Annotated in this window: 23 protein-coding genes; 7 read left to right on the plus strand and 16 right to left on the minus strand. The window is 69.4% G+C overall.

The window, feature by feature from the left end; genetic code table 11:
* Positions 1-241: 241 nt before the first annotated feature.
* The 6 genes from D0D37_RS37025 to D0D37_RS37050 all read right to left on the minus strand — a co-directional run bounded on the left by D0D37_RS37025 (position 242) and on the right by D0D37_RS37050 (position 3,947).
* On the minus strand, positions 242-745 hold the full coding sequence (locus tag D0D37_RS37025; protein ID WP_116205238.1) for a YbaB/EbfC family nucleoid-associated protein: 504 nt from the start codon (positions 743-745) through the stop codon (positions 242-244).
* Positions 742-1,122: a YbaB/EbfC family DNA-binding protein gene (locus tag D0D37_RS37030; protein WP_116205239.1), complete on the minus strand. Its 381-nt coding sequence runs from the start codon at positions 1,120-1,122 to the stop codon at positions 742-744. The genes D0D37_RS37025 and D0D37_RS37030 overlap by 4 nt, the downstream gene beginning before the upstream one ends.
* Complete coding sequence (locus D0D37_RS37035; RefSeq protein WP_116205240.1) at positions 1,123-2,241, minus strand: C40 family peptidase; 1,119 nt, start codon at positions 2,239-2,241, stop codon at positions 1,123-1,125. It abuts the gene before it with no gap.
* Entirely contained in the window at positions 2,238-2,552 is a 315-nt protein-coding gene (locus D0D37_RS37040) for a hypothetical protein (RefSeq protein ID WP_116205241.1), read from the minus strand. The genes D0D37_RS37035 and D0D37_RS37040 overlap by 4 nt, the downstream gene beginning before the upstream one ends.
* A 79-nt stretch (positions 2,553-2,631) precedes the next feature.
* Positions 2,632-3,432 (minus strand): DsbA family protein, encoded by an 801-nt coding sequence (locus D0D37_RS37045; protein ID WP_116205242.1) that lies wholly within the window; start codon positions 3,430-3,432, stop codon positions 2,632-2,634.
* A 5-nt stretch (positions 3,433-3,437) separates the two neighbouring features.
* The gene (locus tag D0D37_RS37050; RefSeq protein WP_116205262.1) at positions 3,438-3,947 is read right to left on the minus strand and encodes a MauE/DoxX family redox-associated membrane protein; all 510 of its coding nucleotides are present in this window, start codon (positions 3,945-3,947) and stop codon (positions 3,438-3,440) included.
* A gap of 98 nt (positions 3,948-4,045) precedes the next feature.
* On the opposite strand from D0D37_RS37050, the gene D0D37_RS37055 reads away from it, so the two are divergent.
* The 4 genes from D0D37_RS37055 (at position 4,046) to D0D37_RS37070 (ending at position 9,081) form a co-directional block, all read left to right on the plus strand.
* Positions 4,046-4,876: a glutamate ABC transporter substrate-binding protein gene (locus D0D37_RS37055; RefSeq protein ID WP_116205243.1), complete on the plus strand. Its 831-nt coding sequence runs from the start codon at positions 4,046-4,048 to the stop codon at positions 4,874-4,876.
* Positions 4,873-7,296: an ATP-dependent helicase HrpB gene (hrpB, locus tag D0D37_RS37060; protein WP_162834650.1), complete on the plus strand. Its 2,424-nt coding sequence runs from the start codon at positions 4,873-4,875 to the stop codon at positions 7,294-7,296. The genes D0D37_RS37055 and hrpB overlap by 4 nt, the downstream gene beginning before the upstream one ends.
* A gap of 115 nt (positions 7,297-7,411) precedes the next feature.
* Positions 7,412-8,326, plus strand: coding sequence for an ATP-binding cassette domain-containing protein (locus D0D37_RS37065; protein ID WP_116205244.1), 915 nt, complete (start codon positions 7,412-7,414; stop codon positions 8,324-8,326).
* The gene (locus D0D37_RS37070; RefSeq protein ID WP_116205245.1) at positions 8,323-9,081 is read left to right on the plus strand and encodes an ABC transporter permease; all 759 of its coding nucleotides are present in this window, start codon (positions 8,323-8,325) and stop codon (positions 9,079-9,081) included. Before D0D37_RS37065 ends, D0D37_RS37070 begins: the two co-directional genes overlap by 4 nt.
* An 84-nt stretch (positions 9,082-9,165) precedes the next feature.
* Here the strand turns inward: D0D37_RS37070 and D0D37_RS37075 are convergent, their stop codons facing one another.
* On the minus strand, positions 9,166-9,660 hold the full coding sequence (locus D0D37_RS37075; protein WP_162834654.1) for a TetR/AcrR family transcriptional regulator: 495 nt from the start codon (positions 9,658-9,660) through the stop codon (positions 9,166-9,168).
* A gap of 108 nt (positions 9,661-9,768) precedes the next feature.
* On the opposite strand from D0D37_RS37075, the gene D0D37_RS37080 reads away from it, so the two are divergent.
* Entirely contained in the window at positions 9,769-10,908 is a 1,140-nt protein-coding gene (locus D0D37_RS37080; protein ID WP_116205247.1) for an FAD-dependent monooxygenase, read from the plus strand.
* Here the strand turns inward: D0D37_RS37080 and D0D37_RS37085 are convergent.
* Together D0D37_RS37085 and D0D37_RS37090 are read right to left on the minus strand one after the other, a co-directional pair.
* A complete protein-coding gene (locus tag D0D37_RS37085) occupies positions 10,880-11,527 on the minus strand; it encodes a response regulator (RefSeq protein ID WP_116205248.1) in 648 nt (215 codons plus the stop codon). The genes D0D37_RS37080 and D0D37_RS37085 overlap by 29 nt on opposite strands.
* Positions 11,524-13,071, minus strand: a complete 1,548-nt coding sequence (locus tag D0D37_RS37090; protein ID WP_162834651.1) for a sensor histidine kinase — start codon at positions 13,069-13,071, stop codon at positions 11,524-11,526. The genes D0D37_RS37085 and D0D37_RS37090 overlap by 4 nt, the downstream gene beginning before the upstream one ends.
* 81 nt (positions 13,072-13,152) lie before the next feature.
* Between D0D37_RS37090 and D0D37_RS46960 the strand changes: the two genes are divergently transcribed.
* Together D0D37_RS46960 and D0D37_RS37095 are read left to right on the plus strand one after the other, a co-directional pair.
* Positions 13,153-13,362 (plus strand): hypothetical protein, encoded by a 210-nt coding sequence (locus D0D37_RS46960; RefSeq protein ID WP_162834652.1) that lies wholly within the window; start codon positions 13,153-13,155, stop codon positions 13,360-13,362.
* A complete protein-coding gene (locus D0D37_RS37095; protein WP_116205250.1) occupies positions 13,359-14,087 on the plus strand; it encodes a hypothetical protein in 729 nt (242 codons plus the stop codon). Before D0D37_RS46960 ends, D0D37_RS37095 begins: the two co-directional genes overlap by 4 nt.
* Here the strand turns inward: D0D37_RS37095 and D0D37_RS37100 are convergent.
* The 7 genes from D0D37_RS37100 to hutU all read right to left on the minus strand — a co-directional run bounded on the left by D0D37_RS37100 (position 14,084) and on the right by hutU (position 22,358).
* Positions 14,084-14,305 (minus strand): hypothetical protein, encoded by a 222-nt coding sequence (locus D0D37_RS37100; protein ID WP_116205251.1) that lies wholly within the window; start codon positions 14,303-14,305, stop codon positions 14,084-14,086. The genes D0D37_RS37095 and D0D37_RS37100 overlap by 4 nt on opposite strands.
* Before the next feature lie 11 nt (positions 14,306-14,316).
* Positions 14,317-15,447: an inorganic phosphate transporter gene (locus D0D37_RS37105; RefSeq protein ID WP_116205252.1), complete on the minus strand. Its 1,131-nt coding sequence runs from the start codon at positions 15,445-15,447 to the stop codon at positions 14,317-14,319.
* A gap of 238 nt (positions 15,448-15,685) precedes the next feature.
* Positions 15,686-16,891, minus strand: a complete 1,206-nt coding sequence (locus D0D37_RS37110; RefSeq protein ID WP_116205253.1) for an FAD-dependent oxidoreductase — start codon at positions 16,889-16,891, stop codon at positions 15,686-15,688.
* 178 nt (positions 16,892-17,069) lie between these two features.
* Positions 17,070-18,215, minus strand: coding sequence for an imidazolonepropionase (gene hutI / locus D0D37_RS37115; protein ID WP_116205254.1), 1,146 nt, complete (start codon positions 18,213-18,215; stop codon positions 17,070-17,072).
* Positions 18,203-19,507, minus strand: a complete 1,305-nt coding sequence (locus tag D0D37_RS37120; RefSeq protein ID WP_116205255.1) for a formimidoylglutamate deiminase — start codon at positions 19,505-19,507, stop codon at positions 18,203-18,205. Before D0D37_RS37120 ends, hutI begins: the two co-directional genes overlap by 13 nt.
* Positions 19,504-20,700 (minus strand): allantoate amidohydrolase, encoded by a 1,197-nt coding sequence (locus D0D37_RS37125; protein ID WP_116205256.1) that lies wholly within the window; start codon positions 20,698-20,700, stop codon positions 19,504-19,506. The genes D0D37_RS37120 and D0D37_RS37125 overlap by 4 nt, the downstream gene beginning before the upstream one ends.
* Complete coding sequence (gene hutU / locus D0D37_RS37130) at positions 20,697-22,358, minus strand: urocanate hydratase (RefSeq protein WP_116205257.1); 1,662 nt, start codon at positions 22,356-22,358, stop codon at positions 20,697-20,699. Before hutU ends, D0D37_RS37125 begins: the two co-directional genes overlap by 4 nt.

Raw genomic sequence — 22,358 nt, forward strand, 5'->3', positions numbered from 1 at the left:
CCCGCACCCCGATACGAAGCCAAAAACGCGGCGCGGGGGTGCTTGTCAAGGCATCTTTCCCGCCTTGACAAGCACCCCCGCGCCGTAGTCACAATCAGCTTCGGGGTGCCCCACGCAACCACCACCCCCGAAGGGGGCGTCAGCCCCCACCAGAGCCCTTCACGAAACCAGCCAACCGCCAGAAGAAAAGAACACCACCGCACTGGCCGCACAGCTCGGCAGATGCCGAAGGGGGCGCCCCTCACCGATCCGACCGCAACGAAGCCGGATCAAACCCCTCCCACTCATACTCCACAGTGGACTCAACAGCGGAAGCAGCAGCGACGGGGGAAGGAAACCGCCTCTCCCCCAACCTCTCCCCCCGCAACCGCTGAAACTCCTCCACAGTCATCCCCGGATCATCCTCCGCGGAACGAGCCGGAGCCGCCCGCCCGGACAATGCCTCCACAAGCAACCCAGCCTCCTCCCCCAGCAACAGCCCCACCCGGTTGAAGCAATCCTGCTCAGCCTCAGCCATAGCCACCCGCACAACCTCAAGCACCAAAGCCGAAACCCGAGATGGATCCACCGATACCAAGGAAGGAGAAAGCCACAACCGCTTCAACGCCCCCAACGCATCCACAGTCACCTCAACCGACCCGTCCACCGCATGAGCCGACCCGCGAGCCTCCGACATCAACGAAGCAACCTGCCCCAGCGCAGCCTCCCGAGAACGAGCCAGCTCAACAAGCTCCCGAGTCTTCACAACACCACCGGCTCTTCGTCATAAAAATCCGGATCATCCTCAGCCAACGCCGCGTACCCCAACGAAGCCACCGCTTCCGCACCCAAAACCGGCGCCAAAACCTGATGCATCCGATCCGCAGCCCGCCGCTCAGCCCGCCGGGACAACTCCAAGATCTGCGAAGCAACGGCCTCCGACCCACCACGCAACGCGGCCCGAGTCAGCGTCAACCCAGTCAACAACCCACCAGGCGCGACCTCAACCGAAACCCCTCCGGCAGCAGCCTTTCCCACCACCGGCCCGGCCCGCTCGAACCGAGCAGCGGCCGCCTCCCCGGTCCGGGAAGCCTCCTCCATCACCCGCGCCACCGCGCGATCCACGTCGAATTCAGCCACCACTCACCCCGTAGGCCGGTAAAACCCAATGAACTGCTGCCCGGCATTGGTCGTCCGGATCTTGCTGATCTGCACCGGATCCCCGGCCTCGACCATCTGCCCGTCGCCGATCACCATCGCGACGTGCCCGGACCACACCACCAAATCCCCCGGCAGCAACTGATCGATCGACGGAACCTCAGCCCCGACCGTCTGTTGCTTGGCCGTCCGCGGCAGCTGCAATCCAGCGTCCTGATAGGACGTCATGGTCAACCCGCTGCAGTCGAGCCCCTGCCCGCGCGCGGTCCCGCCCCACACATACGGCACGCCCAGCTGAGACAACGCTGCCCGAACCGCTTTGGCCGCAGTCTCATTCGGTGCCATCACGGTTTTCCCGCCCGGCAGGTTGATCCCGACCCCGCTGCCCGGCTGCGGCGGAACTGCCACCGGCAACCGCGGCTTCCCGGCAAACCCGCCGTCACCAGCACCACCACCGCCGGAGTCGCCACCCCCGCCGCCACCGTGGCTGACGTGCGCACCGTTGTTGTTGAACGCCTGCGGCACCGACGTCGTCGCACTGCTCGCGGAGGTCGATTCCGACCCGCCGAGCCGCTGCCCGAGCCCGGTGAGCTTCCCGAGCGTCTCCTCGGTGAACGTCGCCGCCTGTCCGGTCAGCTGCCCGATCTTTGTCTGCAGCTGCAACAGAATCTGCCGAGCCGCGGCCGCCCGGCTCTCCGGCGGCTGGATCCCGTTGACCGCCGCCAGCGCCTTCATCGAAGACGCGATCTCCCGCAGAATCTGGTCCCGGACCTGATCATTGCGGATCTCGCCGACGTGCAGCGTCTCCGCCGCCTCCGCGACCGCCCGCTCGATTTCCGCGCTCTCGTCGAGCAGATCCTGGACTTCCTTCTCCAGGTCCTTCGACGTCGCGACCGCCCGCTCCGAGGTCGCCCCGGAACTGGCCTGCGCCAGATTCACCCGCTGAGCGCCCGCGTGCTGATTCGCCTGGCCGACAGACGTCTGCAACGCGACATGCCCGTCGCGCGCGCCGTTGATCGCCGACGGATCGTGCTTGAGCTTCGCCGCGAACTGATTAGTGGTGTCCAGCCCGTTGCGGACCAGATGATCGACCGGAGCGTTCACGAGAACCTGCGCAACGCGTCGCCGTGTTCCTGCTCCACCGCGGCGTAATTGCCCTGAGTACGCCGAGCGGCCTCGCCGACGTCGTGCCAGCCGCCGCCGAGCGCGTGCATCCGCTCCTGCAACGCCCGCATCCGCGCGCCGTACGCGCCGGCGAACCCGGATTCGTCCCCGATCGCGGAGAACCCGTCGCCGGACAGCGTCACGTGCGGACCGAGATGTGCTTTCGCCGCCGCCCGCACCTCGTCGCCGAGTGGGTCGACCTGCTTCGCGTAGTTCTCGTACGCGCCGTCGTCGACATGAAAACCGGACACAACCCGCCCCTCCCCTGGACCCTGCGGCCCAGGTTAGCGGACGGGTTGTGCCCGGACAGGCGAATTGACCGGATCAGGGTCAGCCGTTGAGCACCTTGGTCAGCCAGTCCCCGGAAGCCGGAATGGCCTTGCCGTCGACCGCGACCGTCGGCGTGCCGAAGCCGACCTGGCCGTTGCCGAAGTCCTGCTGGAGCTTCTGGTCGCTCTGGACCTGCTGGAACGCCGTCTGCAGCTGCTGGTCGTAGGTGCCGGCGTTGACCGCCTGGGCGAACTTCGGATCGGTGATCCCGAGATCCTGGCCGAGCTTGATCAGCTGGGCCTTGTCGTACCCGCGACCGCCTTCCTGCGGCTGGTTCTTGAACAGCGCGTCGTGGAACGCGGTGAACTTCTGCTGGTCGGCGGCGGCGAGCGCGGCGTTGGCCGAGTCGAGCGAGTAGCCCGGCGGGTCCGAGTTCTTGTTGAGCAGGAGCACCATGTGGTAGCGCACGGTGAGCTGGCCGTCGTTGATCGCCTTCTCCATCCGCGGCCCGAAGTCCTGCTGCAGCTTGGCGCAGTACGGGCACAGGAAGTCGGCGTACAGGTCGATGGTCTTCGGCGCGCCCGGTTTGCCGACCGCCACCACGGCCCCGTCGCGCTTCTCGACCACGCCCGGTCCGAGCGCCGAGGTCGTGCCCGGCTGGATCGCGCTGTCCTGCGTGGCGTTCTTGCTCGAGTTGATCCACAGCACGCCGCCGATCACGAGCGCGGCGACCACCACGACGGCCATCACCACCGCGATGATCTTGTTCCGGTCGCTCTTCGAGCCCCGCGCCTGGGCGACCGACCTCGCGGCCGCCGCCTGCTGACGGCTTTTCCGCGCGTTGCGCGCAGCTCCACCCACTGTTCCTAATTCCCTTCCGCGATGCTCTTGGGGTAGTCGTCCGAAGACTCGTCTGAGTTCCCCGAGTTTCTGCCCTTGCCCCAGCCGAGCCAGCCGTCGACCGAGAACCACGTGCGCGGCCGGACGAGCAGCCACACCGCGAGCAGGGCGAAGCCGGTGTCGCGCAGGATCTCCTGCGGGTACTCGGTCTGCCCGGCGTTGACGCGCCCACCGCCGCCGAAGCAGCCGCAGTCGATGCTCAGCCCGCGCGCCCACGATTGTGCGATGCCCGCGACGAGCACGGCCAGCAGCAGCAGCGAGGCGCCCGCGACCCAGCGCGTGGCCAGCCCGGCGAGCAGCAGCAGCCCGAGCACCAGCTCCAGCAGCGGCAGCCCGGTGGCGACCGGGCGCACGAGCGCGTGCGGGAGCACGTCGTAAGCCTGCACGGCGATGTACGTCTGCCCCGGATCGGCGATCTTCACGCCGCCGGACACGAGCCAGACAGCAGCCAGCCCGAGGCGGGCGAGCGTGCCGATGGTGTCGAGTACAGGTTGGGGCAGTCGGCGCACGCGCTTAGGCTAGCCGTCTGACCTGAGAACCATGTGAGCAGCCGAGCAGCGAAGCGGAGGCACCGATGCGGTTTCGCGCAGTGCTCGCCGCCGTGTTTCTGCTGGTCAGCTGCGTCTCCTGCGGATCGTCGACGGTGTCGAAGGACGATCCGCTTCCCACCCGGGCGCGTGACGGCGACCACCTGACCATCGGCATCCGGTTCGACGCGCCGGGCCTTTCGCAACGAACTGTCGACGGCAGGCTCGCCGGTTTCGACGTCGATGTCGCCACTTTCGTCGCGCGCGAACTGGGGGTCGAGCCGGACCACATCACCTGGCACGAGACCACCCCGGCCCGCCGCGAGACCGATCTGACCTCGGGCGCGGTCGACCTGGTCGTGGCCACCTATTCGATCACCGACAAGCGGAAACAGCAGGTGAGCTTCGCCGGGCCGTACTTCGTCACCGGCCAGGACCTGCTGGTACGGCTGACCTCGCCGGACATCACCGGCCCGGAAAGCCTCAACGGCAAACGGCTCTGCTCGGTCACCGGCTCGACGCCCGCGCAGATGGTGAAGGACAAGTTCGCGCAGATGGTGAAGCTGGTCGAGTACCCGCGGTATCCGGACTGCGTCACCGCGCTGCTGGCCAACCAGGTCGACGCGGTCACCACGGACGCGGTGATCCTCGCCGGGTACGCCGCGCAGAACCCGGAACTGCTGAAGGTCGTCGGCCGCCCGTTTTCCACTGAGCGGTACGGCGTCGGCCTGCGCAAGGGCGACACCGAGGGCCAGCACGCCGTCGACGACGCGATCCGGAAGATGGTGTCGACCGGGGCCTGGCGGAAGTCGCTGGAGACGAACATCGGGCCGTCGAACTATCCGTTGCCGAATCCACCGGAGATCACCGAGCAGTGACCGACCTAGCCTCGCTGCCGGACCTGCCCGTCCGCGCGGTGCTGCCGTCCGTGCTGAGCGCGCTCGACGACCACGGCGCCGCGGTGCTCGTGGCCCCGCCCGGCACCGGCAAGACCACGCTCGTGCCGCTCGCGCTGAACCGCGGCGAAGGACGCGTCGTGGTCGCCGAACCGCGTCGGCTGGCTGCTCGGGCCGCGGCCGGGCGAATGGCCGCGTTGCTGGGCGAACCAGTCGGCGAGACGGTCGGGTATGCCGTGCGCGGCGACCGGAAGGTGTCGTCACGCACGCGGATCGAGGTAGTCACGTCGGGGCTGCTGGTTCGGCGGGTGCAGCACGATCCCGAACTGGCTGGCGTCTCGACGGTCTTGCTCGATGAATGCCACGAACGCCATCTCGACGCCGATCTGCTGCTCGCCTTGCTCCTCGACGTCCGTGCCGGGTTGCGCGACGACCTGCGGCTGCTCGCGACGTCGGCGACGGTCGCGTCCGGACGGCTGGCCGAGCTGCTCGGCGACGCTCCGGTGATCACCGCACACGCCCGCACGTACCCGGTCGAGCTGAGCTATCGCGCTCCGGTGCGCGGAGAACGTCCGGAAGCTGCGGTGGCGTCGGCGGTCCGGAAAGCACTGTCCGAAGGAGACGGTGACGTGCTCGCGTTCCTCCCCGGTGCGGGAGAAATCGCGCGTACATCGGCGCTGCTGAATTCGCTGGACGCCGATGTGCTCCCGCTCCACGGGCGGCTTTCTGCGGCCCGGCAAGACGAAGCGTTACGGCCACGGGACCGGCGTCGAGTCGTTCTCGCGACCGCCGTCGCCGAGTCGAGCCTGACCGTTCCTGGAGTCCGCGCGGTCGTGGATTCGGGTCTCGCGCGTGTCCCTCGGGTAGACCATCGACGCGGTCTCGCCGGGCTCGCGACGGTGCGGGTTTCGGCTGCGGTAGCGGAACAACGCGCTGGTCGTGCGGGTCGCGAAGCGCCTGGCCGGGCGTACCGCTGCTGGCCGGAGCACGAGCAGGCGACGCTCCCCGCGTACCCCGAGCCGGAAATCCGCACCGCCGAGCTGGCGCGGTTCGCGTTGGAACTCGCCTGCTGGTCCACCCCGGACGGCACCGGCCTCGCCTGGTGGGACCCGCCCGGCGAAGGCGCGCTCGCCGCCGCGCGAAGCCTGCTCCAGACGCTCGGCGCGACCACGGCCGACGGTGCTGTCACTCCACGCGGGCAGAAGATGGCCGACCTCGGCTTACATCCCCGACTGGCGCGCGCGTTGCTGGACGGTGCGGAGGCCGTCGGCGCGCGTGCTGCCGCGGAAGTGGTTGCGCTGCTCGATGCCGGAGCCACGCTCACCGATGTCGAAGCCGAGCTGCGACGTCTCCGTTCCGCCCACGACGACGCGGCCCGCCGCTGGCAACGAGACGCGAAACGGTTGGCCGCCTTGGTCAACTCGCCAGCCAAAGCCTCTCCGGATGCCGCGTTGGTCGTCGCTCTCGCGCATCCGGAACGCTTGGCGCGACGGCGAGCGGGGTCGGCACCGGTGTATCTGATGGCCAGCGGGACCGCGGCCGAACTGCCCAGCGGCAGCGGGCTGGGCGACGCCGAATGGCTGGCCGTCGCCGAAGCCACCCGCGACCCAGGCCGTGTGCACGGCACCATCCGGCTCGCCGCGACCGCCGACGAAGCGCTTGCGACTCAAGCCGCGCCAACCCTGGTGTCCGAAGTGGACGAAGTGCATTGGGACGGCGATGTCGTCGCTCGACACGTGCGTCGGCTGGGCGCGATCGTGCTGTCCGAAAAGCCGTTGCGTAACCCAGATCCGCAGCTAGTCCACGACGCAGTAGTCGCCGGACTCCGCGCCGAAGGTCTCGGTTTGCTGCGCTGGAGCCAAGACGGCACCCGCTTCCGCGAACGCCTGGCCTTCCTGCACCGCGCATTGGGCGAACCGTGGCCGTCAGTGGATGACGAGGCCCTGCTGTCCGATGTAGACGCTTGGCTCGATCTCTCCCGGGTCCGCCGCCGAGCCGACCTGGCGAACATCGATGCCGGAACCGCCCTGCGCGGCCTGCTCCCCTGGCCCGAAGCCGCCCGCCTTGACGAACTCGCCCCGGACCGGCTCGAAGTCCCGTCCGGTTCGCACTACCGGGTGGACTACCGCGGCGACCAGCCAGTGCTAGCCGTGAAGCTGCAGGAGACGTTCGGCTGGACCGAGACGCCGTCGCTCGCCGACGGCCGCGTGCCGGTGGTGCTGCACCTGCTGTCCCCGGCCGGTCGCCCGGCCGCGGTCACCGCCGACCTCGAATCCTTCTGGCGCACCGGCTATGCCGCCGTCCGCGCCGACCTCCGCGGCCGCTACCCGAAACACCCGTGGCCAGAGGACCCCGCGACCGCCAAGCCGACCCGGCACACCAGCCGCCGGACCCGCTCGTGAGTGGCAATCCCGGTTAGAACCGTGATCGCCGCGCACGACCCCTGCCTAAAGTCGGGGTCGGCCCAGGACGGTCGGCCGATGTCCGCGCACCCCGCGCGGGCGCAGACTTCGCCCTATGATCACGTTTCGCGGATTGACGAAGCGCTACGGACAGAAAACTGTGGTCAGCGGCCTCACCTCGGTCATCGAGACGGGCACGGTGACCGGGTTCCTCGGCCCGAACGGCGCGGGCAAGTCCACCACCATGCGGATGACCGTCGGCCTCGACCGACCGGACTCCGGCGACGCGCTGATCCGCGGCAAACCGTATGCAGAACTACGGTTTCCGCTACGCGAGGTCGGCGCGCTGCTGGATGCGAAGGCCATGCATCCCGGACGAAGCGCGGGCAAGCACCTGCTCGCGATGGCGCGCAGCAACGGAATCGCCGCGAGCCGCGTCGAGGAAGTACTCGCGACGGTGGGGCTGAGCGACGTCGCGGGCAAACGCACCGGGACGTTTTCGCTCGGCATGAGCCAGCGGCTCGGCATCGCCGGCGCGCTGCTCGGCGATCCGGGCGTGCTGATGTTCGACGAGCCGGTCAACGGCCTCGACCCGGACGGCGTCCGCTGGGTGCGGCAGCTGATGCGTTCGCTCGCTTCCGAAGGGCGCACGGTGTTCGTGTCCAGCCATCTGATGAGCGAGATGCAGCTGACCGCGGACCGGCTGCTGGTCATCGGCAAGGGTGCGATCCTCGCCGACGCGGCGATCGGCGACTTCATCGCGGGCAACTCGAGCCGGTCGGTCGCGGTGCGGGTGCCGGACCCGGCCGAACGGACGAAACTCGCGGACTGGCTTCGGGGGAACGGCCGGTCGGTGCTGCCCGAGGCGGACGGCGAACTGGTCGTCGGCGAGGCGAGCGTGGCCGAGGTCGGGGATCTGGCTTACGAACTGGGCGTCCGGCTGCACGGGCTGGAGGAGCGGACCGCTTCGCTCGAGCAGGCGTACATGGAACTGACTGCCGGATCGGTGGAATACGGGGTGACGGCATGACGAAGCTCGCGATTTCCGCGGAGTGGACCAAGTTCTGGTCCGTGCGGGCGACCTGGCTGTCGTTGATCGGCGGTGCCCTGCTGATGGCGTTCTACTCCGTCGTTTCGGGTATCTCGCAGCATGCCGACGACGACCGCCAGCAGACGGCCCACGGCATCGTCAATACCGGGGCGGTCTATCTGGTCGAATTCTGCGTGCTCGCGGTCGCGACGCTGTTCGTGACCAGTGAGTACACCAGCGGGTCGATTCGCTCGACGCTGCAATGGGTTCCGGTGCGGGCTCGGGTCACGGCGGCCAAGGCGACGGTGTTGGTGCCGGTGCTTTTTGTCTACGGCGTAATTGTCGCGGTGGTCGGCATGGGTGTCGCCTCGGTGCTGATGCGTGGGGCTGGGGGTTCCACGTCGCTGGCACAGGGGGCGATCACCGCGGCGGGCATGGGGGCGTATTTCGCCCTGCTCGGCGTGCTGTGCCTGGGAATTTCGTTCGTGCTGCGCAGCGCGGCGGGAACGATGGTGGTGGTGATCGTGCTGCTGCTGCCGTTGCCGATGCTGATGTCGTCGTACGTGTTCCCGGAGGCGATGAACTACTTCCCGGCCTTCGCCGGAATCAATGCGATGGTTCCGCCCGGGGACGCGAATCCGATGTTCGGGAGCATGCCGCCGTACGGACCTTGGATCGGCGTGCTGATCTGCCTCATCTGGGCAGTCGCCGGAATCGGCGCCGGGACCGCCCTGCTGAACCGTCGCGACGCCTGATCAGGTTTCCAGGAAGGTCCGTGAGGGGAACCCTGAGGGAATCAGAGTCCGTGAAGGTTCCCCTCACGGACCGCTACGGGCCAGTCAGGCAAGCGACAACCCTAATCCGGCGAGCACGGCGCGGGCTCCCTCGACCAGTTCGGCTTCGGTCGGCAGGTTGAGGGAGCCCGTGCCCGCGAGTGCGTCGAAGATCGATCCGTCGAGCCAGCCGATGAGCACTCGGGTGTGGTCCTCCGGCGTCGAAGAGCCGGCTGCGGCAAGCACTTCCGCGCATCGCCGACGCAAGTCCAGACCGCCGGCGTCGTACCGAGCCCGCAACTCCGGGCGTCGAACCGATTCCAGCGCGAACTCGTAGCGCGCGAGCATTCTGGTGCGGCCGACGGTGATCGACCGGTACACCATCGCGCCCAGGAACTCCGCGAGCTTCCCTTCCGGCGGCGCGACCTCGGCCTGGTCCAGCGCGACCATCCGGTCCGCGGCCAGTTCCAGCAACGCGATCCGGGTGCGCGCGTAGTACGACGTCGAGCCGGCAGGCAGCCCGGCCGCCCGGTCGACGGCGCGGTGAGTCAGCCCGCGCATGCCCTCGGCGGCGATCACCTCGACGGCTGCGTCGCCGATCACGGCTATCCGTTCCACTCCCGGCACACTACAGGTGTAGAGTCCTCTACAGACGTAGAGGAGGTCGGCATGGCTTCGCGACGCGCGGTCGTGGTCGGGGGCGGCATCGGCGGACTGGCTGCGGCGATCGGGCTGCGCCGGGTCGGGTGGGAGGTCACGGTGCTCGAACGGGCGCCGGAACTCACGGCCATCGGCGCGGGAATCTCGTTGTGGCCCAACGCTCAGCGAGCGCTGGCGGAGTTAGGCGTCGAACCGCGGATCTCACCCCAGAGCGGCGGCGGACTGGTCGACTGGCGTGGACGTCGGCTGGCCAACTGGGACGCGGACCTCTTCGTTCGCAGCCACGGATTGCCGCTGGGCGCGATCCACCGGGCGAACCTGATCGAAACGCTGCGGTCGGCACTGCCGGAATCGTGTTTGAAGACCGGCGTCGAAGTGACCAGCATTGAGCAAAACGGCTTGGTGCACCACGATTCCGGCTTGATCGAGGCCGACCTGGTCGTGGCCGCCGACGGGATCAACAGCCCGATCCGGCAGGCGCTTTTCCCGGCCGCGCGCGTGGAGTACAGCGGTGGCGCGGCGTTCCGCGGTATCGCCAAGCTGCCGTTGAAGCCCACGCTGAGCACGACGTGGGCGGCAGGGATCGAAATCGGTGTCCTGCCTTTACTGGACGACGAGGTGTACTGGTGGGTGTCGGAAGCGCGCCTGGCGGGGATCCGGCACGACGACGTCCGCGCTTACCTGAGCGCGAAGTACAGTCGCTGGCACGACCCGATCCCGCAGCTCATCGACGCCACCCCGGAAATCCTGCTGCACGACACGCATCACCTCGCGACGCCGCTGCCCAGCTACGTCCGCGGCCGCATCGCGCTCCTCGGAGACGCCGCGCACGCGATGCCGCCGTTCCTCGGGCAAGGCGGCTGCCAGGCGCTGGAGGACGCAGTGGTGCTGGCCTCGCACGTCAAGGCGTCCACAGTGGACGAAGCGCTCCATCGTTATGACGCGGAACGTCGTCCGCGCACGCAGAAAGTCGCGAAGGCGTCGATCCAGGCCGGTGCCAGCGGACCGCTCCTGCGCAACCCGGCGGCGGTCGCGCTACGCGCAGCGTTCACCCGGCTGCTGCCTGCCTCGGTTACCACTCGGGTCGGGGCCAGCATCAGCCGTTGGCAACCGCCGAGGCTCACACCAGCCCCGCTTCAAAAGCCGTGATCGCGGCCTGCACCCGGTTGCGCACGTCCAACCGGGTCAGGATCGTGCTCACGTGCGCCTTCACCGTGCCCTCCACCACGAACATCCGCGCCGCGATGTCCGCATTGGACAGTCCTTCGGCCAGCAGCACCAGCACTTCCCGCTCCCGGTTCGTCAACACGTTCACCCGCTCGCGCGCGGTCGCGGCCCGGCTGAACCGGCTGCCAGACAATCGCGTGATCACCCGGTGCGCGACCTTCGGCGACAAGAAGGCCGCGCCGTCGGCCACCGCGTGCACTCCGGCCAGCAGTTCGCGCGGATCGCCCGCCTTGAGCAGGAAACCGCTCGCGCCGAGGCCAAGCGCGCGTTCGATGTACTCGTCCTCCCCGAACGTCGTCAGCATGAGGACGCCGGTGTCCGGCAGCAGCTTGCGGATCTCCTCGGCCGCGGCGAGACCGTCGAGGCCGGGCATGCGGATGTCGAGCAGCGCGACGTCCGGCCGGTTCGCGCGCGCCAGTTCGACCGCCGCACGTCCGTCCGCGGCTTCGGCCACGACCTCGATTTCCTTGTCCGAGGCCAGAATCGCGGCGACGCCGGCGCGGATCATCGCTTCGTCGTCGGCCAGCAGTACGCGGATCACGGTTCGTCCTCACTGTAAAGGTCTTTGCTCGCCACTCGGCCGTCCACAAAGCACAGTCGATAGACGGCGGCGTTGAAGTTGAGCCAGCTCCGGCCCGCTCCGTAGTACTCGCAGACGCTTCCGTACGGCTGCGGCGGCACGTTGATCGACGGCAACGTCGTGCGCTGGCGCGCGGGCAGCATCGGTTCGACCGCCGAGTGCGGCATGCCGAGCTGGATCCGGTCGTACGAGTCCGGCGGCAGCTCCGACGACGACCACTGGGCCAGGAACGCCACCCCGGCACCGCCGATGACCACCCCGAACAGCCCCAGCGGCACCACGATCGCCTGCACGAGGCTCGACCGGACGGCGCGGCGGGCGCGTTCCAGCTCGCGCGCGGCCTGCCCGATCCCCTCGTCGTCCGACTCCGGCGCGGGCGCGGCGTCGTGCGGCAGCCGCGCCACCACCTCGAACCCGCCGCCCACCGGGCCCGCGGTCAGGCTTCCGCCGACCAGCCGCACCCGCTCGTGCAGGCCGATCAACCCCCGTCGCCCAGACCTGCCCGGCAACGGTCCAGCAGGCGGCGGCGCGTTCCGCACCCGCACGTCGGTCGCCTCGCTGGTGCTGGTCACGTCGACCGAAACGGCCGCACCGGGCGCGTACTTCGCCGCGTTCGTCAGCCCTTCCTGCACCACGCGATAGACCGCCCGCGCGACCATCGGCGGCGCATTGTCGAGGCTGTCGATCCGCGCGCCGATCTCGATCCCCGACGCCCGCGCGCGGTCGATCAGCTCTCCCAGATCGCCCTGCACCGGCTCGACCGGTGCGGCGTCCTCGCGCAGTACGCCGATGATCTCGCGCAGCCGTTCCGTCGCCGTCGCCGCGCCGACCCGGAGCTGGCCAGCGGCTTCGCGTTGCTCGTCGCCGAGTTCGCTGTCGACCTCGAGTGCCGCCGCCCGTACCGCGATCAGGCTCAGTTCGTGCCCGAGCGAATCGTGCATGTCACTGGCGATCCGCGCGCGCTCCCGCAACCGCGCTTCCTGCGCGACCAGTCGATGCCGGCTCTCCATCTCCTCCGCGCGCCGCCATCCGTCCTGCGCGAGTTCGCGGCGCAGCCGCACGTGGCGGCCGAGCAGGCACGGCGCGACCCCGGCGAACGCGAGCGTGCCGAGCACCGCGCCCCACGCGTCGAATCCCGCGGACGGGAGGAAGGCGAACGGAATCCCGGCCACCGCGATGGCGAAGAAGCTGATCAGCGCCACGCGCGCCCGGGCGAGCCGCAGACCGGCCAGGTACGAGATCACGACGATCAGGAAGAACTCCCACACCGCCACCCGGCCGCCCCAGCCGAACGAGATGACGAGCGCCGTCGCCATCGCCACCACCAGCGCGAACGCCGGGTAGACGCGGGCGGTGGCCATCGCCAGGGTGACCGACACCAGGCCGTAGACGAGTTCCCAGACGTTCGGGTCGAGCGGCCCGTCGAGCACGACGAACCCGCACAACGCGGCCCAGAGCAGCACGTCGAACGCCACGCGCCAGCGAAACCGCGTCGCCTCCTTCATTCCGTTGACGCTACAAGGGCCGCCCGATTCGTCACCACTGCCGAAAGTCAAGGTTCCGATCGTGAGGCATGATGGGTCACCATGGCTGAACGCACTCTGGCCGAGCAGCTCGGCGCTCCGCTGCCGGACGGCATCGAAACCCTGCCTGAGCAGCACAAACAGGATCTGGCAGCGGCGTTGCGCGATGCCCGGCACCGGCAGGCGCAGGCGCTCGCCCGCGCGGGTGAGGAAAGCCTGAAGTACGTGCCGGCGTTGCTGCGCGGCGCGGTCCGGAAAGCGGTCGGCCTGTGAACCCGGAAATCCTCAAGCTCGCCCGGGTGCTCGACGTCGACCCCGCTCGGCTCGACTACCTCGCCGACATCGACCAGGGCGAGGTGCGGCTGCTGCGCGAGCAGATGACGACCACGCTGTTCGACGCGAACCTCGTCGTGCTGGAGCGGATGGCGCTGGCGAGCAAGCTGCTCCCGGCGGCGGTGACCGCGAAGATCGCGGAGAAGGTGTTCGGCCCGCTGCTGTGCGCGCGGATCGCCGGTCTGGTCGATGTGTCGCGCGGCGTCGACGTCGCGAAGCGGCTGTCGCCGAAGTTCCTCGCCTCGGTCGCGGCGGAGCTGGACCCGCGGCGCGCGACGTCGATCATCACGCGAATCCCGGTGGCGACGGTCGTGGCGGTCGCCGAGGAACTGACCCGCCGCGAGGACTGGATCACGCTGGGCCGCTTCGTCGGCCACCTGCCGGACGAAACGGTGCGCCGCTGCGTCGGCCTGCTGGACGACGCCGGTCTCCTGCACACCGCGTACGTGCTGGACGACCGGAGCCGGATCGACCACATGCTCAGCCTGCTCGGCAACGACCGGCTGCCCGCCTTGGTCCGCACCGCCGCAGCGGACGAATCGCTGTGGGCACCGGCGCTCGATGTCCTGGCCCACCTGAACGAAACTCGCCGAGCAACGGTGCGACCGCTGCTCGACGAGCTTCCCGAAGAACTGCGAACCCGCGCTGAAGCGGCGCTCGCTTAAGCCACGATCAGATAGATCCCATACCCGACCACCGCGGCGCAGACCGTGAAGCACACGACCGCGCCGGTCAGCTGAACCGTGCCGCTGCCGCCGTGCGCCCGTGCCGTCACGCGTTCGGACAGGCCGCGCACGCCGTACGCGAACAGGCCGGTGAGCACGACCACCGCGGCCAGCGCCACCACCAAAACGATGCCGAGGGCACCCCAGTTGATCGCCATGACGTGCTCCCTCAGGCCGCGACCGGGGCGGTCTCAGCGCCCTCCGGCTCGTTGTTGACGGTGGCCGGCGTGACCGGATTGCGCCGTGACGCGAGCCAGATGCCCAGCGCGAGCAGCACTCCGACCCCGCCGACGAGGACGGTGCCCCAGCTGCCGCGCGTGGAAACCGCGGCGGCGATGGCCCCGACGATCGCGGCGGCGGGGAGCGTGAGCGCCCAGGCGATCACCATCTTGCCCGCGACGCCCCAGCGGACCTCGGCGAGTTTCCGGCCGAGTCCGGAGCCGATGATGCCGCCCGAGGTGACGTGCGTGGTCGACAGCGCGAAGCCGAGGTGCGACGAGGCCAGGATGACCGCCGCGGAACTCGTCTCGGCGGCAAACCCTTGCGGCGTCTGGATTTCGGTGAGCTTCTTGCCCATCGTCTGGATGATCCGCCAGCCGCCGAAGTAGGTGCCGAGCGCGATCGCCGTCCCGGAGGCGAGGATGACCCACACCGGCGGGTTCGACCCTGGCGCGAGCGAACCGCCGGCGATCAGCGCGAGTGTGATGACGCCCATCGTCTTCTGCGCGTCGTTGGTGCCGTGCGCGAGCGAAACCAGGCTGGCCGAAAGCACCTGGCCGGTCTTGAAGCCCTTGCCGACGACGTCTTGGCGGGACTTGGCGGTGATCCGGTAGACGAGGAAGGTGCCGGCGATCGCGACGATGCCCGCCACCACCGGCGAAGCGATCGCCGGGATGAGCACCTTTTCGACGACCTTCGCGAAGTGCACGGCGTCCGCGCCGGACGCGATCCAGGTCGCGCCGATCAGCCCGCCGAACAACGCGTGCGACGAACTCGACGGCAGCCCGACCAGCCACGTCACGAGATTCCAGACGATGGCCCCGACCAATCCGGCGAAAATCACCACCGGCGTGACCTTGGTGTCGTCGACGATCCCGCCGGAAATGGTTTTCGCGACCTCGATCGAAAGAAACGCGCCGACGAGATTCAATACCGCTGAGATCGCGACCGCGACCCGGGGCTTCAGCGCACCGGTGGCGATAGAAGTGGCCATCGCGTTGGCCGTGTCGTGGAACCCGTTGGTGAAGTCGAAGGCCAGCGCCGCGACGATCACCACCAGGACGATGAGAGAAAAGTCCATGCCCGCTCTCCAGTTCGGAGTGTCCTGCGGGAGTGACGGTACCGACGCGGGCGGTGTCTCCAGAGCCCTCAGCGAGTGGCCAGTAGTTGAACTCTGAATGAACGAAATCTTGCCGCCGTTGCCGGTTTTCCGCCGTTCACCTGCTGGTCCGGATTCATCGTCGCCCGAGCGGTTCGGGACCGCGCGCAGAGCCGGGCGCGGAGGCAGCAACTCTGCCTCCGCGCGCTTCTCGGACTCGTTAGAAAACGGGCACCGGAGACATTTGCGGCAATGGATTCTGTCCCAGATGCTGCTCTCCGTTCGCCGCGGACTCGCGCACCGCGGCGAATCCGTACCGGCGCATTTCCGCCTCGTATTCCCCGATCGCGTCCGGCTTCCCGCTGCTCAACGCGGCGGCGAGCGCGGTGCCATCACGCATCGCGGTGTTCGCCCCGGCTCCGGCGGACGGGCTCATCGCGTGGATCGCGTCGCCGACCAGGGACACCCGCGACGGCTCCCACGGCCCGATCGGCACGCTGGTCCGGATCGAGACGAGGAAGGGCGAGCCGGGGAGCCAGCTTTCGACCATCCGGCGCACCCGCGGATTCCAGTCCGCGACGCGGTCGAGCACAAGTTTCTGCATCGCGTCCGCGGACAGGGAGCGGAGTTCGTCGTCGGTCCGCCCGAAGATTTCCTTGCGAGCTCCGTAAGCGCAGGTCATGTACGGCTCGTCCGGGTTGAGCCGGACCTCGGGCGCGAGCCGCGCGCAGGCGTCGGCGATCGGCTCCGGATAGTCGACCGGCGCGAAACCGATCATCTCTTTCTCCGGCCCGGAAACGATGTTGAACACGGCGAACATCTCTGGATCGAACAGTTCGCGAGTCGTCGCGGTGAGCGGGATTTTCGCGTACAGCTGGCGCAATCCGGTGTCGACGACCTGCGCGTGCGGAAGGTACTGCCGGCGCACTGGCGAATTCACGCCGTCCGCGCCGACGAGAACCGCGCCGCGTGCCTGTGTCCCGTCGGCGAAGTGCGCGATCACGCCGTTCCCGTGCTTTTCGTACCGCACGAACTCTTTGCCGAAGCGGACGTTCTCGAGGCCCTCGAACAGGATCTGCCGGAGGGTGAACCGGTTGACGTTGCGCTGGACCTCGCCGTCGTCCAGCACGAACTCGGTGACCGGCGTCAGCTGGCTGTCGTAGATCGTGGTGGCGTTGCGCGGACGGCCGGAGGCGGCCAGGAACAGCTCGTGCAGGTGCGGCGGGAGGACTTCGCGCAGCGCCTGGTCGCCGTGGGAATCGATGTGCAGCCGGTAGCCTTGCCTGCGCGCGTCCAGTGCGGAATCGCGTTCGTAGACCTCGCACGGGATCCCGGCTTTGCGCAGCCCCTGGGCGAGGCACAGCCCGCCGAGGCCCGCCCCGATCACGAGCACAGTGCTGTCCGTGTTGTTCGCGTGGTCCGCCATCAGTCAAGTCCCTTCCGTACCAATACTGGTTCGAGAGGGACGCACTGGGCTGGCCCACGCCGGGCGCTTGGAAACAGAGCGAATATGTTGTCCGGCCTAACCCATACCGGACAATGGTCTTTCGCGCGTCCTGTTCCCTTTCACGTTAGCGCAGCCGCGGACGCCGTCGCCACCCTGATTAACGCAGCTTTGCCCCTTTCCGCCACACCGCGTGGGTCAACGGGACCCCGGGCCGATAAGCGAGATGCGTAGTGGACGGGGCATCGAGTACGTGCACATCCGCCCGCGCGCCCGGCCGGAGATACCCGACGTCGTCGCGGCGAAGCGCCCGCGCGCCACCGGCGGTCGCCGACCACACGGCCTCGTCGATGGTCATCCGCATCTGCAGCACGGCTGTCGTCACGCAGAACGCCATCGACGTGGTGTACGAGCTGCCCGGGTTCGCGTTGCTGGCCAACGCAACCGTCGCGCCAGCGTCGAGCAGCCGCCGCGCCGGAGCCAGCGACTGCCTCGTGGACAGATCGCACGCAGGCAACACTGTCGCGACCGTGTTGGACGACGCGAGCGCCTCAACGTCGGCATCACTCAGGTACGTGCAGTGGTCGACACTCGCCGCGTCCAGCTCGACCGCCAGCCGCACCCCCGGGCCCTCGCCGAGCTGATTGCCGTGCACCCGCAGCCCAAGCCCGCGTTCCGCCGCCGCTTTGAGCACGCGCGCCGACTGCGCCTCGTCGAACGCACCGGTCTCACAGAACACATCGGCCCACCGCACGTGCGGCGCGACCGCGTCCAGCATCTCGCCGCACACCAAGTCCACATAGGACTCCGCGTCGGCACCCGGCGGCACCAGGTGCGCACCGAGGAAGGTCACCTCATCCGCGACCGCGCCCGCAATCCGCGCCGACCGTGCCTCGTCCGCGACGGTGAGGCCATACCCGGTCTTAGTCTCCAGGCAGGTGGTGCCCTGCGCGGCCGCTTCCTCGACATGTCGACGAAGGTTCGCCGCCAGTTGCTCGTCCGAAGCAGCCCGTGTCGCATCGACGGTGACCGCGATTCCGCCTGCCGCGTAAGCCTGTCCGGCCATCCGCGCCTCGAACTCGGCGGTCCGGTCGCCCGCGAACACGAGGTGGGTGTGGCTGTCCACCCACCCGGGCAGCACAGCCCGGCCCTCGACGTCGACGCGCTCGTCGGCGTCCGGGGCCTGTGCGGCCGGGCCTGCCCACGCGACGGTCTCGCCGTCGAGCACCAGCGCGGCACCGCGGAGCTTGCCCAGCTCCGGGTCGTTCGTGGTGAGCTCGCCGATTCCGGTGATCAGAACTGCCACAGCGCCTCGATCTCCTTGGCCAGTAAGGTTTCCGGTCGTTCGATCAGCACGTGCGCACCTTCGCGCACCACTTCCCGCCCGGCCACCACCACGGTACGGACGTCCGCGGCCGAGGCGGCGAACAGCACGCCGGACGGTTCGATCCCAGCCGTGCGCACGGTGTCCGTCGCGACCGTGACCAGGTCCGCTCCAGCGCCAGCCGCGATAGTGCCGGTCTCCGGCCAGCCGGCGGAGATGTGCTCAGTCCCCGCGGCGAGCAGTTCCTCCGCGGTGAACCGGCCGCGTTCCTCGCTGGCGAGCCGGTCGTCCAACTCCAGCGCCCGGGTCTCCTCGAACGCGTCGACCACCGCGTTGCTGTCGCTCCCGATGCCGAGCCGCACGCCCGCGTCAAGCAGGCTCCGGGCCGGCCCGATGCCGTCGCCGAGGTCCCGTTCGGTGGTCGGGCAGAAGCACGCGCCGCTCCTGGAATCGCCCAGCCACTTGATGTCCTGCTCGGTCAGGTGCGTCGCGTGCACCGCGGTGAGCCGTTCGCCGAGCACGCCGTAATCCCAGAGCAGCCCGGTCGGCGTCCAGCGGTACGCGGCCTCGCACTGCTCGTTCTCCGCGCGCTGTTCGGAGAGGTGGATGTGCAGCGGCCGGTCCTCCGGCACCGCGTTGTCCACCTTCGGCAGCTCGTATTCCGGCACCGCGCGCACCGAGTGGATCGCCCCGCCGACGCGGAACAGGTCGTCTTCTTTCAGCAGCGCGACGCGTTCCGCCCAGTTTTCGGCGGAACCGTCCGAAAACCGCTTCTGCACTTCGTCCGGCGGCACGCCGATCCCGCCCGCGAGGTAGCAGGTGTCGAGCAGGGTCATCCGGATCCCGGCGTCCCGCGCGGCCTGCCGCAGCGCGTCGCCCATGGCGTTGGGCGACGCGTACGGTTTGCCGCCCGGCCCGTGGTGCAGGTAGTGGAACTCGGCGACGCTCGTGTAGCCCGCCAGCACCATTTCCGCGTACACACCCCGGGCAAGCCGGTAGTACGAGTCCGGATCGAGCCGGGCGGCGAGCGAGTACATCCGCTCCCGCCACGTCCAGAACGTGCCCCGCTCGTGGTGCGTCCGGCCTCGCAGCGCGCGGTGGAACGCGTGCGAATGACCGTTGGCGAACCCGGGGAGCGTTAGTCCATTAAGGACAGTTCCAGTCCTCTCCGCATTGGCGGTCACCGAAACGATCCGGCCGTCGGCGATTTCGATCCGGACCGCGTCCGCGACCCCGTCGGGCAGCCAGGCCCGTTCGCACCAGTAGGTGGTCATCTCGCGAGCCGCTCCAGCACCTCGGCGAGCGCCGTCGCCCCAGCCTCGACGTCGTCCGCCTCAGCGAATTCCTCCGGCGCATGGCTGATCCCGGTCGGATTGCGCACGTACAGCATCCCGGACGGCACGAATCCCGCCAGGATCGCCGCGTCGTGCCCGGCACCGGTGGGCAGTTCGGGCGGAGCGCCCAGCCACTCCCCCAGCGACCGCCGCAGCGACTCGTCGAACACCACGTCGTCGGAGTACGACTCGCGCGTGACCACCAGCTCGCACCCTTCCTCCTCCGCTGCCGCCTTCGCCGCGTGGGTGATCTCCTCGACCAGCTCCGGCGTCGAAGTGCCCGGAACCCGTGCGTCCAGCCAAAGGTCCACAGTGGACGCGATCACGTTCGTCCCGCCCGGCGTGGGCACGAGCCGTCCCACGGTCGCCCGCGCGTCCGACAGCTTCCGCGCCATCCGCCGCACCGCCACCACGGTCTCGGCGGCGGGCAGCATCGGATCGACGCGGTCCGCGAGCAACGTCGCACCCGCGTGGTTTCCCTGTCCGGCAAAGGAGAATCGCCACCGGCCGTGCGCGATCACCGTGTTGCCGACCGCCACCGGCGATCCGAGGTCGATCAGCCCCCGGCCCTGTTCGACGTGCAGCTCCAGGAACTGCCCGATCAGCCCGAGCCGGTCCGGATCCGCGCCGACCCGGTCCACGTCCAGCCCGGACTTCGCCGCGGCCTCAGCGAACGTGACACCGGACGGATCCCGCAACGCTCGGGCCCGGTCCGCGTCGATCGTCCCGGTGAGCAGCCGCGAACCGAGACACGGCACGCCGAAACGCCCGCCCTCTTCCTCGGCGAAGACCACCACCGCGAACGGCTTGTTCGGACGAAACCCCTTGGCCTGCAACGCCTCCACGGCCGCCAGCGCACTCACCACGCCGAGCGGCCCGTCGAACGCACCGCCGCCCGGCACCGAGTCCAGGTGGCTTCCGGTGACGACCGCGTCCGCGCCGGGAGCGCCCCACCACGCCCACAGGTTGCCGTTGCGATCGGTCTCGACGTCGAGGCCCAGCCGCTGCGCCCGTTCGACGAACCACGTGCGCAGGTCGTGCTCCGGCGCGTCGAACGCGTGCCGCGAGTAACCGCCGCGCCGGGCATCGCGCCCGACGTCGGCGATCTCGCCGAGCAGCCCGGATGCGGTCACGCCTGCTCCCGCATCGGCACCCGCACGCCGCGCTCGTCGGCGACGTCGGCCGCGCGGTCGTACCCGGCGTCGACGTGCCGGATGACGCCCATGCCCGGGTCGTTCGTGAGCACCCGCTCCAGCTTCTGCGCGGCCAGCGGCGTGCCGTCCGCGACGCTCACCTGCCCGGCGTGGATGGACCGGCCCATGCCGACCCCGCCGCCGTGGTGGATGGACACCCAGCTCGCGCCGGACGACGTGTTGACCAGCGCGTTGAGCAGCGGCCAGTCCGCGATCGCGTCGGAGCCGTCGGCCATGCCCTCGGTCTCCCGGTACGGCGAGGCGACGCTGCCCGAGTCGAGGTGGTCGCGGCCGATGACGACCGGGGCCTTCAGCTCGCCGCTGGCCACCATCTCGTTGAAGCGCAGACCGGCCAGGTGCCGTTCGCCGTAGCCGAGCCAGCAGATCCGGGCGGGCAGGCCCTGGAACGCGACCCGCTCGCCGGCCATTTTGATCCAGCGCGCCAGCGATTCGTTCTCCGGGAACAGCTCGAGCATCGCGCGGTCGGTGGCGGCGATGTCTTCCGGGTCGCCGGACAGCGCGGCCCAGCGGAACGGCCCGTTGCCCTCGCAGAACAGCGGACGGATGTAGGCGGGCACGAAGCCGGGGAAGTCGAACGCACGCTCGCAGCCGCCGAGCTTCGCCTCGCCGCGCAGGGAGTTGCCGTAGTCGAAGACCTCGGCACCGCGGTCGAGGAAGCCGAGCATCGCGTCGACGTGCTCGGCCATCGACTCGCGCGCCCGGTCGGTGAACTCGTCCGGCTTCTTCGCCGCGTAGTCCTGCCAGTCGTCCACGCTGATGCCCTTGGGCAGATAGGACAGCGGGTCGTGCGCCGAGGTCTGGTCGGTGACGATGTCCACCTCGACGTCGCGGCGCAGCAGCTCCGGCAGCAGTTCGGCGGCGTTGCCGACCACGCCGACCGACAGCGGCCGCCGTTCCTTCTTCGCCGCGGTGACCCGCCGGATCGCGTCGTCCAGGTCGTCGGCCACCTCGTCGAGATAACGGTGCTCGACGCGGCGGTGCGCACGCTGGGCGTCGACCTCGATGCACAACGCCACGCCGTCGTTCATCGTGACCGCCAGCGGCTGCGCGCCGCCCATGCCGCCGAGCCCGGCGGTGACGGTGAGCGTGCCGCGCAGGGTTCCGCCGAAACGCTTCTTCGCGACGGCGGCGAACGTCTCGTAGGTGCCCTGCAGAATGCCTTGCGTGCCAATGTAAATCCACGAACCGGCGGTCATCTGGCCGTACATGGTGAGGCCCTGCTGCTCGAGCCGGCGGAACTCCGGCCAGGTCGCCCAGTCGCCCACCAGGTTCGAGTTCGCGATCAGCACCCGCGGTGCCCATTCGTGGGTACGGAACACGCCGACCGGCTTGCCGGACTGGACCAGCAGCGTCTCGTCCTGCTCCAGCGCGGTCAGCTCGCGGGTGATCGCGTCGAAGCTCGCCCAGTTGCGCGCGGCGCGACCGGTGCCGCCGTAGACGACCAGGTCGTCGGGCCGCTCGGCGACCTCGGGGTCGAGGTTGTTGTGGAACATCCGCAGCGCGGCCTCGGTCTGCCAGTTCTTCGCGGTCAGCGAGGTGCCCCGGGCTGCGCGGACGGTACGGGCGGTGCTTGTCAT

The sequence above is a fragment of the Amycolatopsis circi genome, from assembly GCF_003385235.1.
In the GTDB taxonomy this organism is placed as follows: Bacteria; Actinomycetota; Actinomycetes; order Mycobacteriales; family Pseudonocardiaceae; genus Amycolatopsis; species Amycolatopsis circi.